General features: G+C 60.1%; 11 protein-coding genes. 7 read left to right on the top strand and 4 right to left on the bottom strand.

Annotated elements, in window-relative coordinates:
- Window positions 1-9: 9 nt before the first annotated feature.
- Complete coding sequence (locus R6U20_RS10395) at window positions 10-1,062, bottom strand: DUF6588 family protein (RefSeq protein ID WP_410337789.1); 1,053 nt, start codon at window positions 1,060-1,062, stop codon at window positions 10-12.
- 203 nt (window positions 1,063-1,265) lie between these two features.
- Here R6U20_RS10395 and R6U20_RS10390 point away from each other — a divergent pair, with 203 nt between their 5' ends.
- The 7 genes from R6U20_RS10390 to R6U20_RS10360 all read left to right on the top strand — a co-directional run bounded on the left by R6U20_RS10390 (window position 1,266) and on the right by R6U20_RS10360 (window position 9,517).
- Window positions 1,266-1,928: an AIM24 family protein gene (locus tag R6U20_RS10390; protein ID WP_410337788.1), complete on the top strand. Its 663-nt coding sequence runs from the start codon at window positions 1,266-1,268 to the stop codon at window positions 1,926-1,928.
- A gap of 252 nt (window positions 1,929-2,180) precedes the next feature.
- Window positions 2,181-2,726, top strand: coding sequence for a phage tail protein (locus tag R6U20_RS10385; protein WP_410337787.1), 546 nt, complete (start codon window positions 2,181-2,183; stop codon window positions 2,724-2,726).
- A gap of 37 nt (window positions 2,727-2,763) precedes the next feature.
- On the top strand, window positions 2,764-3,093 hold the full coding sequence (locus R6U20_RS10380) for a DUF6916 family protein (RefSeq protein WP_410337786.1): 330 nt from the start codon (window positions 2,764-2,766) through the stop codon (window positions 3,091-3,093).
- Window positions 3,094-3,284: 191 nt separating this feature from the next.
- Window positions 3,285-6,977 (top strand): choice-of-anchor D domain-containing protein, encoded by a 3,693-nt coding sequence (locus tag R6U20_RS10375; protein ID WP_410337785.1) that lies wholly within the window; start codon window positions 3,285-3,287, stop codon window positions 6,975-6,977.
- A 576-nt stretch (window positions 6,978-7,553) separates the two neighbouring features.
- Entirely contained in the window at window positions 7,554-7,946 is a 393-nt protein-coding gene (locus tag R6U20_RS10370; protein ID WP_410337784.1) for a hypothetical protein, read from the top strand.
- 45 nt (window positions 7,947-7,991) lie between these two features.
- Window positions 7,992-9,038, top strand: a complete 1,047-nt coding sequence (locus tag R6U20_RS10365) for a type ISP restriction/modification enzyme (RefSeq protein WP_410337783.1) — start codon at window positions 7,992-7,994, stop codon at window positions 9,036-9,038.
- An 8-nt stretch (window positions 9,039-9,046) separates the two neighbouring features.
- Window positions 9,047-9,517: a type ISP restriction/modification enzyme gene (locus R6U20_RS10360; protein ID WP_410337782.1), complete on the top strand. Its 471-nt coding sequence runs from the start codon at window positions 9,047-9,049 to the stop codon at window positions 9,515-9,517.
- A gap of 264 nt (window positions 9,518-9,781) precedes the next feature.
- Here the strand turns inward: R6U20_RS10360 and fabF are convergent, their stop codons facing one another.
- From fabF to R6U20_RS10345, 3 genes are all read right to left on the bottom strand, one after another.
- Window positions 9,782-11,050 carry a beta-ketoacyl-ACP synthase II gene (gene fabF, locus R6U20_RS10355; protein ID WP_410337781.1) on the bottom strand — a complete coding sequence of 423 codons (1,269 nt, stop codon included), beginning with the start codon at window positions 11,048-11,050 and terminating at the stop codon, window positions 9,782-9,784.
- A gap of 158 nt (window positions 11,051-11,208) precedes the next feature.
- On the bottom strand, window positions 11,209-11,745 hold the full coding sequence (locus R6U20_RS10350) for a hypothetical protein (RefSeq protein ID WP_410337780.1): 537 nt from the start codon (window positions 11,743-11,745) through the stop codon (window positions 11,209-11,211).
- A gap of 68 nt (window positions 11,746-11,813) precedes the next feature.
- A partial coding sequence (locus tag R6U20_RS10345; RefSeq protein WP_410337779.1) for a RimK family alpha-L-glutamate ligase occupies window positions 11,814-12,762 on the bottom strand: 949 nt, incomplete at its 5' end.

Genomic DNA, 12,762 nt, shown 5'->3' with positions numbered 1-12,762 from the left:
CTGTAGATGCTACAGCCGCAGCCCCACAGCAGTTGTGAGCACGTTGTTGGCGCTGCCGATGGCGTAGTCAGCGTTGAGGCGGAAGATAGCGACCGTAAACGAGAGTCCCGCCAGGGCCCGCGTCTTGGTGGCCGGCGTCTGGCTGATGTCAATGCCCACAGGATCGTCTGTGCCGGGCGGGTTGAACGTGTAGTTGTAATCCATGCTGAAGCGCTCATACTGCAGGCCGCCGTAGAACGTGAACGGCAACAGCGGGATGCCGCGGCTGGCATGAAGGTTCACCGCCCACCCCGAGGCGCTAACGACCTCCTCGCTCTCCACCCGGTCGTCGACCTCAAAGTCATTTTCGAGCGCGAACGAATTATACGAGCCCTGTACCGCCAGCTTCAGGGGCAGCGGCACCGGAATCCACTGGTTCAGGTCGTGGCGCACGGCCAGCCCAAACAGGCTGACCTCGCCATAGCTGCCGCCCCCGGCCGACAGGTTCGATTTCGGGAAATAGCGAATCTGCGCATCCGTACCATACACAGTGCCGATGCGCAGTTGAGGCATCACGAGCGGAGCAATCGGCGTGTCGAGCAGGCCCGGTGGTACACCAAATTCTTCCGTGCTACCATCATCAGGGTCGGTTACGGTAAAATAGACTTCATCGCGGTCGGGCGTATCGGTGTCGCCAAAGACGGTGGGTGCGCGGTCGCCATTGAAGGTGATTGTGGTGCCGTCGGAGAGCGTTTCTTGGGCGGGCGGGACAAAGGTTTTGTCGAGCGAGCTGGTGGGCACGCCCGACACGTTGATGCCTACGTAGATGTTAATTGGGAGGAGTGGCAGAAAGCCGTCGTCGGTATCGGCGGTGCGGAAGAGGCCGCCGTGCATATCGGCTCCGAATGCATCGGTGAGCGGCTGCACGTAGCCACTGGCATAGCCCTCGCCCATAAACTCCAGCGTGCGCCGCAGGTCGCTAAGGTCCGAGAAGCCACTGTAGTCTTGTGCCTGTGCAGTGGGCACCAGCGCAGCCATGCTGATCCAACAGGCTACGGCAAACGTGGCAATCCATGTACGCATAATAGAAAACGGATGGGGGAAAATTAGAGGGCTATGTCGTGCAGTGAGAATAAGCAACCTATAATTTAACACATAGCCTGTACATGCGCAATGCGTGCAAGTCAAGCCGGTGCAACGATAGACGTTGCCTTTCCGAAACACACCGATGCAAGACATACGTAGCATTTACGCTATTACTTATTCACATATATGCCAATCTGCTCATGCAACTCAACGAGTTTGTTCAGCGCAATCAGGAGGCCGAAGGCGGCGACATTTTTCAGCTTGAAAACAGCAAACTTCTCGACATTGCGGTCGACGGCGAAGTGTGGCTCAAGGCCGGGGCCATGGTGGCGTACACGGGCGACCTGTCGTTTCAGAAGAAAACCAGTGGCGGCGTTGTGGGCTGGCTCAAGCAGAAGGCCACAGGCGAAGGCACTGCGACAATGCTTGTTGCTGGACAAGGTCATGTGTACGCCGCCGATCGTGGGAAGTACGTACACGTGCTCCATTTACAAGAGGGGGAGGCGCTCTCGGTAAATGGTAACGACGCGCTCGCGTATGAGTCGGGCATCGATGCTGAGATCACCATGATGAAGAAGGTAGCCTCCCTGGCCAGCGGCGGGCTCTTCAACGTACAGTTGCGCGGGCCCGGACGCATCGCCTTTACCACGCATGGCTCGCCGGTGGTGCTCGAAACGCCGGTACGCACCGATCCGCACGCCACTGTAGCCTGGAGCGCAGACACCTCGCCCAGCTTCACGACCGATATCGGATGGAAAGCGGCGCTGGGCCGCACCTCGGGCGAGGAGTTCCAGATGGACTTCAACCAGCCGGGCGGGTTCGTGGTCGTGCAGCCGTATGAGGAAACCGGACCGCAGATGTAGACCCGGGTGTAAACACACACCTCCATGCCGCTTCATCATTGCTGCTTCCTCTTTACAATTGAGGGAGCAGCTTTTTTTGTGCACTCGCCTTCGTAGCTGAACCGCAACTCTGCTCGCCGAGCCATCCTATCCGCGTATCCAACTACTTTTTATTTCTTCGATTCAAATTCATGGTGGTCACTATGTTACATATCTATTGCATGGCTTTATTCGTGTGGACTCCTTTTATCTAAACAAATATATAGAACGAATATGTTGGAACCCTTTATTGGTCAAATTTCGATGGTTGGATTTAACTTTGCCCCACGAGGCTGGGCATTATGTAACGGCCAACTTATCGCGGTATCACAGAACACAGCGCTCTTTTCGCTTCTGGGTACGGAGTTTGGAGGCGACGGACGGACGACCTTTGGGCTGCCTGACTTGCGCGGCCGCGTGCCTATGCATCAGGGGGAGGGGCCGGGCCTGAGTTTCCGCCAGCTTGGTGCAAAGGGGGGCGTTGAGGAGGTTACGCTAAACCAACTTGAGATGCCAACCCACAACCATACAGCAATGGTTAAGCCCCGGGCATCCTCCCAGATTGCTGACGAAAGCAGCCCGGCCAGCCACTTCCCGGCTGTTGAAACCACGGGACGCGACCAGGTAGATGGGTATCGATCAGAGTCGGATGTTGAGATGGGAGGCACCGAGATCACCACAGCCGGCGCTGGCGGCAACCAGCCGCACACAAACGTGCAGCCGTACCAGGTTGTCAACTTTGTGATTGCGCTGCAAGGTGTTTACCCCTCGCGTAGCTAATTCTCATCCTCTGTCTCACTCAATCCACGATCCCATTATGTCTACGCTCTCTAAGCGCGAGCACTTTGAAGGGAAAGAAGGAATGACCCTCAAGGTGCACATCGACGAAGAAACCACTGCGGAGCTAACGCAAATCGACTACAACGACAAAAGCAACGAGCAGATTGATGGGTTCTCTGCGGTTTTTGAAGGGCCTGTCGAGCAGGCCTTTGACCAGGACCTGCACCGCGTCGAGCATCCCGACGCGGGCCCCGGCGAGCTTTTTCTCGTGCCCGTTGTTGGAGGCGATCCCCAGAAGCGTCATTATGAGCTTACGGTCGCGAACCTGAAGGACAAGTCGACCGGTGGCCACACAAAAGGCGAATAGGCGTCAAGGGGCTGTATCGTGAACACGAAAGACGCACCGGCAGCGCTCGCTCGCGCCTTCAAACCTAAACCCAAACAGGCTCTACACCGCCCTTTGGCCGCCCTTTTGCCAAATGCGTCTTCCCTCCCGACAACAACGTACCCGTTAAGCAGCACGAACTCGCGTCTCTTTTTTTACTCTACTATATGATTATGCCTTATCTGCTACGCTTTCGAAGTCTCAAACTCATTGGCGGCGTGGCTGCCTTACTTTTTCTGCTCAGCGGACTCACTACATCTGTAGCTGCCCAGAACCTTGTAAGCAACGGTGCCTGCTCTGCAGCCGGCCCTGCGGATTGGTCGTCGAGTAACGTAGACTGTCAAAACCTCTCGGGCACCTTTCCAAATGCGCCAATCAGTGGCCAGACGGGGAGCAACTACTTCGCAACGGAAGGCTCGGGAATAGGAAGCGTAACCCAAACCATCACAAATTCAATTGCTGGCGGCGCCACGTATGATTTTGAGGTCTACATTGCGACGTTTGATGGGGCCGACACTTCGCAAGATGGTATAATCGTTGAGCTGCAGTTTCAGGATGGCTCGGGCACCGATATAGGCACTCCTATCACGCTCGTGGACACGGATGCCAACAGTTCATACCCCACCAGCAGCAGTTGGGAACTGCGATCCCAGAGCGGAATTCCCGCCCCGGCTGGTGCAAACCAGGCTGTTCTAACGGCTAATTTTGCCCGGGCAGACGGCGGTGGTTTTGTGGATACGTTTCTTGACGCGTTTTCGCTGGTTCAAACCTCAGCACCGCCCACCAACACGCCTCCCACCGCCAGTGGCACCATCAGTCCAACTTCTCTGGATGACGATGCCGGACCCACGGCGTTGTTTGATGGCATTGATGTGAGTGACCCAGATCCCGGCGAAAATGACCTCGCGCTGCGCGTGACGGTTGGCAATGCCTCCGCGGGCGTCATCAGCGGCGTCAGTGGCACGACTGTGACCAACGAAGGCGGCGGCGTCTTCCGTGTCGACGGCTCATTCGACCCCAATACCATTGACACCGCCCTCGACAATCTGCGCTTTAGCCCCACAGACAATACGGGTAGCAGTGGCACCTTCAACACAGACATCACGGTTCAGGTGGATGATCAGGACAGTGGCTTTACGGATGTCAGTGGGCCGACGACCGTAACCATCACCCGTGTTAACGATGCGCCAACGATTTCAGGCATTTCCGACCAGACGATTGCGGAGGACGCCACGCTTAGTCCTGTTGACTTTACGGTGAGCGATCCGGACGACGCGGCAAGCAATCTCACCCTGACGGCGTCTTCGGATAATCAGACGCTCGTGCCAGACGCCAACATCACCCTCGGCGGCTCGGGCTCCAATCGCACGATTGAGGCCACCCCGGCGGCAAACGAGAACGGCACCGCGAATATCACCGTGGAGGTCACCGACAGCGGTTCGCTCTCCGATGCAAGCACATTCATCCTGACCGTCAATGCCGTCAACGACCCGCCCATGCTCACGCTGAGCACGACGACGCCGAGTCTGGACGAGAACAACAGTCCACCGACTTCGGTCGCCACGATCACCATCACCGACGACAACGAAGCAGGAAGCGATAACATCCTCTCGCTCAGTGGCACCGATGCCGGATCCTTTCAGATTAACGGCTCGGACCTGGAGTTTACAGAGGTCGCCGACTTTGAGACAAAGACCACCTACGATGTCACCGTTGAAGTGGACGACCCGAACGTCGGCACCGACCCAGATGACAGCGAAAGCCTCACGCTCACCATCACGAACGTAAACGAAGCGCCCACCGCTACAACCGATGCTGCTACGAGTGTGACCACAACAGCAGCCACCCTCAACGGCACCGCAAGCACCGGCGGTGGCCCCGATGCCACCGTCACGTTCACCTACTTCCCGACGGCCAACCCGACGAGCACCACACAAGTCGACGCTGACCAGAGTCCGATCAGTTCGGATACAGCCACGCCGGTGAGTGTCGACATTTCAGGGCTGACGCCGAATACCGAGTACGGCTTCCGCGTGGAGGCAAACAACACTGAGGGCAACGCGATTGGCAGCGACGCCACCTTCACGACGTCTGGCGCCCCCGCTATCACCGTCACCGATGGCACGAATACGCTGGACAACGGCTCGGGCACGTTCGACTTTGGCACCGTAGACGGCGTGGCCAGCTCTCCGGAGCAGACGTTCACTATCGAAAATAACGGGTCTACCGACCTGACCGTGACCAGCACTGCCCTCAGCAATACGACGGACTTCACCCTCACGCAGACGCCGTCGTCCACGGTTGCTGCCGGGGCGTCGACCGACTTCGCAGTGCAGTTTGCGACGGCTGCGCCGGGTCCGTACACCACGACCGTCACAATCGACAACAGCGACACCAACGAGAACCCCTACACGTTTGACGTCACGGCGACTGCCGGGGCGCCAGAAGCCGATGTCTTTGTCGACACGTCGCCGCGCACGGCCCTTCCCGACGGCGGTACGTTCGACTTCGGCACGGTCACCGCTGGCGTTTCCTCGACCGAAACGTTCACCATCGAAAATAACGGCGACGCCACGCTCAATATCAGTCCACCGTCATCGATTCCGGGCGCGTTCAACGTGACAGCCACTGGAGGCACCACTCCGCCCCTGGCGCCGGGCGAGGCGTTCACCTTCAATGTCGAGTTTGCCCCGTCGAGCGCATCTGCCTTCTCCGAATCCTTCAGCGTCACTAACAGTGATCCGGATGAAAATCCCTACGACGTGACGCTGGAGGGTACCGGCGAGGCCCGTGAGCTTACAGTCATTGATGGTTCAGTCGATGGGCTGGACTTTGACGCGTCGGTTGCGCCTGGTACGGCCAACAACGCGGTGGGCATCGTTGCGCTTTCGGCCAACGCGAGTGGAGCGGTGCTTGAGGCAGTTACAATTACCAGTAATGCACCCGGCATCGAAGGCATCTCGGTCGTTCGGCTCTTCGGGTCGAACGACGCAACCCTTAACGTGGGAAGCGACACCGAACTCGCGTCGGTTGCCATCGACAACACGAGCGCTCCGGAAACGGTCGCGTTCACCGGATTCAGCGATCCGATTCCAACCTCAGTGCGGTATCTGATTCTGGCGATCGATGTGGATGCGGGGGCTCCGGCCAGCGACGTGCAGTTTTTCCTCGATCAGCCGTCGGATCTCACCATAAACGGGGCTGCTGCCATCGCAACGGTCAATGGGCAGGGGCAAACCACGTTTGCAAGCCTGCCACTGTCGAACAGCTCTACAGCCCTCCCGGTGGAGATGACCGCGTTCAACGGAGCAACAAACGCAACGGGGACCGCCGCCGAGCAAAGCGTGGATCTGCAGTGGAAAACGGCCTCGGAAATGAACAACGCCGGCTTCGAGGTACAGCGCCGCGCCGATAGCACCACGGCGTGGACCGCCCTTGGGTTTGTGGAGGGCGCGGGCACGACCGACGAGACTCAATCCTACCGCTTTCGCGATGCAGACCTGCCCTTTGCGGCTGAGCAGCTCACGTATCGCCTGCGCCAGGTTGATACCGACGGCACCGAAAGCTTCAGCGAGCCGTTCGTGATGGACGTGCCAACGCCTCAGTCGGCCACGCTGCGCACGCCATTCCCGAACCCCGCCCGCGATGGCGTCACGCTGCGCTACACGCTGGCTGAACCGACCGACGTCCAGCTCCAGATCTACGATCTCTTAGGGCGTCGGGTCTCAACGCTTGCCAGCCAGCGTGTGGAGGCGGGCCGTCATGAGATACAAGTGCCCACCCACGAACTTGCGGCGGGCACCTACTTCGTGCGGATGCTTGCGAACGGCACGGTGGCAACCAAGCGCCTCACGATCATCCGGTAACGGCCCCATCCTTGATATATACGCTCGACAACAGGCCTGCCGGGCTACCAACCTGGCAGGCCGTTTTGTTGTACTGGACGACAGTAAGGGGACGGGTGCGTGCCTCCCGCACACGTCATGCTGAACGCAGTGAAGCATCTCAGCGCCCCTCCCTCGGGAAAGCGCTGCCGCCGCGCCTGCATCAAGGCTGTGCGTGGCATGGGCAGGGAGCGTGCCGGGCGTGTAGGGTTAGCGTTGAGATCCTTCTCTCCGACAGGCGTCGGAGGTCAGGATGACTTGTGGTGGTGGGCGGCTGGTTGGAGGAGTAGAACCCCGCACCCGTCATGCTAAACGAACAGGCACAGCCAAGGAACGTAGCTACGAAAAGTCGTGCGGAGCAGCCCGCTTCGGCATGCCTACACGTCGTTGCGCGTTCTCCTTCATCCCCAACTCGCCCTTCTGCATGACCGCTAGCCGCTACCGCAGAGCCTGTGCCCGTCTGCACCAGCTTCCCAGCACGAAGGAGCGTTCGTTCGGGCCTGCGCTTTCCGAACTCCTTAACACGGTAGCAGAGGACCTGTCACCGCGCCGTTTGTGGTGGCGCACTTACAGACCGGCCTCAAACTGGCCCAGTTGGGCGCGCCGCTCGAAGAGGGCGAACGCGCAGGCGTCTACCTCACAAATGCACTCACCGGCTGGGAGCCGCCCGAGGAGCCGCAAGAAATCCTCTTTCCCGAACTCCAAAAGGAGCACGACGAGGCCGATTCGGTGAAGCAGGACGAGGACATCCTGGTGATTCTGGACAATCCGCCGTATGACGGATATGCAGGCATTGCGGTTGATGAAGAGCGCGGGCTCTCGGAAGCCTATCGTGAATCGCCAGAAGGCGTGCCCGACCCACGCGGACAGGGCCTGAACGACTTGTATGTGCGCTTCTACCGCATGGCCGAACGTCAGATTGCCGAGCATAGCGGACGCGGCGTGGTCTGATACATCTCGAATTACTCGTGGCTCGATGGCCTCTCGCACAGCGGCATGCGGGCGCGCTACCTCGACGCGTTCAACCAGATCTGGATTGACAGCCTTAACGTCGATAAGTACCGCACCGGCAAGCGTACTCCCGATGGCAACCCCGACCCGAGCGTGTTCTCCACCAAGGCCGATCCGGTGGGGATTCAGGTGGACACCGCCATTGGCTTGCTGGTTCGGCAGGATACCGAGGACGGCCCGCACGGCACCGATACCGTACACGTACGCTCCATCTGGGGCAAAACGAAGCGTGAGCGCCTTGCGGATACGGCGAATCTCTCGGATACCGAGCACTACGACACCATCACACCGCCCGCCAAACTCGGGCTCCCGTTCCTGCCCCGCAAAACCGCTGCCGATTACCTGGACTGGCTGAAGTTGCCAGAGTTGTTTCCCACCTCATTTCCGGGCGTGAAAACGAGCCGCGATGATGCGGTGATTGATGTAGACCGTGATGCCCTTGTGGATCGCATGCAGGCATACTTCGACCCGAATGTGTCGGATGCCGAGATTGAACAGCGCTGTGCTCGCTTCATGAAGAGCACAAAACGGTTCGATGCGGAGGCTGTGCGGGAGACCTTGCAAAAGCGCGGGTTCGAATCCGAGAATATTGTTCGCTATTGCTATCGTCCAATGGACGTACGCTGGCTTTACTGGGAGCCAGAAACGAAATTATTGGATGAGAAACGGTCTGATTATTTCCCTCATGTGTTCAAGGACAACGTGTGGCTTGAAGCCCGTCAACGAGCGCCCAAGGCATTCGATCGGGGATACGTGACGACGGTTCTTGGAGACAACTTTGGAGCTGGACTCTCCAGTTTCTTCCCACTCTACCTCAACCCGGAAGCAGGCGGCGGCGACCTGTTCAGCCAATCCGATGGAGACGGCGCACCCATCCCGAACCTCTCACAACGAGCCGAGCGCTATGTAGCGAACCACAGCGAAACCGTTGAAACGCTGTTTTACCACAGCATCGCCGTGATGCACGCACCGACCTATCGCCAGAAGAACGAAGGCGCACTCCGGCAAGACTGGCCGCGCTGCTGGATGTAGAGCAGGAGGTGTCCGGCGTAGACACTGGCACGATCCGCGAGGAGCTGCGTCCGCTGGGCCAGCCCGAACACACCGATCCGGGTCGCAGTCTACGCACGAGCGACTTCGCGGTCACGGGCGGATGGGGCTACCTCGCGCATCACGGCGCCACCATGCCGGGTGGCGGCACCAAAGAGAAGCGCTCGTACACGCCCGACGAAGAAGCCGCTTTGCCCACCGGCATTCGCGCGCAGTGGGGCGCATCCACCTTCGACATCTACTGGAACGAGGACTGCCGCTGGGCGAACGTGCCAGAGCGCGTGTGGGACTACACGCTGGGCGGCTACCCCGTCATCAAGAAATGGCTGTCATACCGCGAAAAGAAGGTGCTGGGCCGCGCCCTCACATTCGACGAGATCCGCCACGTCCAGCACATGACCTGCCGCATCGCCGCGCTCCTCCGGCTCGAACCCGCCTGGACACCAGCTACGACGCGGTGAAAGGGGCGGTGGCAACGTCAGAATGAGGCTGTCGCCCCTACACGCCCGGCACGCTCCCGGCCCATGCCACGCAGAGCCCCGTTGCAGGCCCGGAGGCACCGCTTTCCGGCCGTACATCTTGAGATGCTTCACTCCGTTCAGCATGACAAGTGCGGGGATTGTGCTCCTCCAACCAGCACAGCCCCCCACCAAAGGTCATCCTGAGCCCCGACGCCTGTCGGAGAGAAGGATCTCAACGCCGTCCCCGCCCTGCACTCCGACGGCTCATTCGTCCACCTTTCGGAACGCCAGCGTCGTGTTGTGTCCGCCAAAGCCAAAGGCATTGGCCAGCGCCACATGCACCGGGCGTTGCTTGGATTCGTGCAGCGTGTAGTCCAGATCGCAGCCTTCGTCGAGCGTTTCGGTGTTGATGGTCGGCGGCACCTCGTCGTTCACCACCGCGAGCACAGTAGCCACCGCCTCAATGGCCCCAGCGGCGCCCAGCAGGTGGCCAGTCATACTTTTGGTGGCCGAGCAGTTGATGGCATAGGCATGATCGCCAAAGACGCGCTTCACGGCGCTGGTTTCCACCGGATCGCCCGCCGGGGTCGAGGTGGCATGCAGGTTAATGTGGTCAACGGATTCAGGGGCGAGGTCGGCATCGTCGAGGGCCTGACGCATCGCCCGGGCCGCGCCTTGGCCCTCGGGATCGGGGGCGGCGTAGTGATGAGCATCGTTCGACTTGCCGAATCCGCACAACTCCGCGTAGATGCGTGCCCCACGCGCCTCAGCCGCCTCACGACGCTCCAGAATGAGCGCTCCAGCGCCTTCCCCCGCCACAAAACCGTCGCGGTCCACATCGAACGGACGGCTGGCGGTTTGGGGGGCGTCGTTGCGGGTGGAGAGCGCACGCATGGCGCCGAATCCGCCCAGGCAGAGTTCATTGATCGAGGCTTCGGTACCGCCCACGAGCATCCGATCGGCCTGGCCCTGCTTCAAGAGCATGAGTCCGTCGGCGATGGCGTCGTTGCCGCTGGCGCAGGCCGACACGGTGCAGTGGTTGGGTCCACCCAGGCCGTACTCCATGGCAATGAGCCCAGCGGCCATGTTGCTGATCATCATGGGCACGAAGAAGGGCGAGATGCGCCGGGGTCCCCGCTCGTAGTTCACCTCGGCCTGCTCCATAAACATGGTGCCACCACCAATGCCGGTGCCAAACACGACCCCAAACTGGTTGCGCTCCTCCTCGGGCAGGTCGTCGGGGGCAAGGTCGGCATCGCGCAGGGCCTCGCGGGCCACCGCCAGCGCGTACTGGCTGAACAGATCTTGCCGACGTGCCGACTTAAAGTCGATGCCATGATCTTCGGGATCAAAGTCGCGCACCTCGCACGCAATTTCGGTGCGAAAGTCGGTAGTGTCGAACTTGGTGATGCGTCCGGCTCCGCTCGTTCCAGCAAGCAGATGCGTCCAAAACGCATCCACCGAATGGCCAATGGGAGTCAGAGCGCCAAGGCCCGTCACGACAATTGCGTCCGAGGCGGAAGGGGTAGCCATTAATGCGTGCAGAAGTTCGTGAGCAATCCAGTAAACGCTGTGGGCGGCTATCCTGTAGTGTAGCCACTGTCCGGCTTAGGCGCAAGGCACACCCGGAGTACTGCGTGCACATCCTACGAAAAGACGACCCTGCGCATCTCCCCCTACCGGTTCTGTTCTCATCGCATTTGCTCGCGATACAGTCGCCGGGTGGTGTGGTGCACGCCCCACACCACAACCGGCCCCAGCCCGATGAGCAGCGGCAGGCTTACCCACAGCACGGTGCGCGTGAAGACGGGCAGCACGTTTGCCGCATGCACGGCCACGCTGTAGATGCCGACTTGCAGCATCCCGAGTAGTAGGAGCAGCAGGGCTGTCATGCCGTAGATTACGTCTTGCATCAGTTGTATCACCACGGCCTTCCGGCTGGGCGTGAGCCGCTGAAAGGTTGCGGGGTTGGGCACAATCATAGTGTGCGGAAAGCGACGCATCAGGTGCGCTACGCCGTAGAGCGCGGCGGTGAGCAGCAGGCCCATGATGGGCATCAGCAGCCACTGTGCCAGGGTGGTGTCGGTGCGATACGACACCTGACCCAACAGGTCAAAGTGTCCGGGCATGGCATCGGGCAGTTGTGGATACGCCCACAGACTACCAGCCCACAGCAGCACCAACAGGGCTGCATTTTTGGAATGAAAGAGGGCGGTCGAAAACCGCATGCGGGGTTCAGCCGTGCGTTCGAGAAATGTGTTAGGGGAGCCAGGGGGGATGCGCAGGGCGGGCATGGTTAGACCACGGCGGCCTCATTCTCCAGACAGTGCGCCACCAGGTCGGCTACGGCAGCCATTCCGCTAAGGCCATGCTTTTCCTCTACATCGGGCGAGTAGTTTGAGGTGCCGTTCACGTCGTAGGTCCAGCAGCGACCCTCCGCATCCTCAATAAACTCGATACCGGCCACATCGATTTGCTCGCGCTTCAGAAACGCCTTGTATTTGTCGATGAGCGTCGGGGGCACGTCTGTGCGCAGTGCGAAGAGCGAGTCGGGCTCGTCGGTAGCGGCCGGTTCGGTGCGGCAGGCCTCGGCAGGGCAGAGCTGGAAGCCTTCCGAGGTGTCGGAGGTGATGGCATAGACCAGTTCGCCACCTACAAACTCGCACCGCGTGATGAATGGCTCGGCAGCCTGAATGTACTGCTGCAAGAGCATGACGCCATCGGGCGAAGGCTCAACGGCGCCCTGCTCAACCGCTGTTTCGAGCTCAGCATAGCTGTTAAACAGCTGCACACCGAGTCCCTTACCGCCGCGGTTATGCTTGGTGATGAACGGCGTATCCATATTGCGCGCGGCATCGAGCCACGCCTCCGGCCCGCCGATTACGGCACGCGTAGCCGGGGTGCGGATACCAGCCTGCTCCAGCGCCGCATGCTGTTTCACCTTGCTAATCTCCAGCTCGAACGCATGCCCGCCGTTGATGACGCGCCGCCCGTGGCGCTCCAGCCAGGCCAGGAGCTGGCGCGTGTGGGCTACCCCTGCCGTGTGCCCACGTGTGTGCGAGGAGGCGCTCATCCGGTTGATAAAGACGCCTTCGGGCGGCGCATTGGTCACGTCGAAATGTCCCTCGTTAATGAACCATTCGTCGTAGGGGATACCGGCATTGTCGAGCGCGGTGCGCAGCGGCGGCATCCAGTCTTCGTTCTCGTAGATAATGTGGGCGTGCATGGTGGGGAACGCTGGGTGG

The sequence above is a fragment of the Longimonas sp. genome (genome assembly GCF_046498435.1).
Classification (GTDB): Bacteria; Bacteroidota; Rhodothermia; order Rhodothermales; family Salinibacteraceae; genus Longimonas.
The sequence above is the reverse complement of the archived record's forward strand: the minus strand, read 5'-3'. Positions and strand labels throughout refer to the sequence as shown.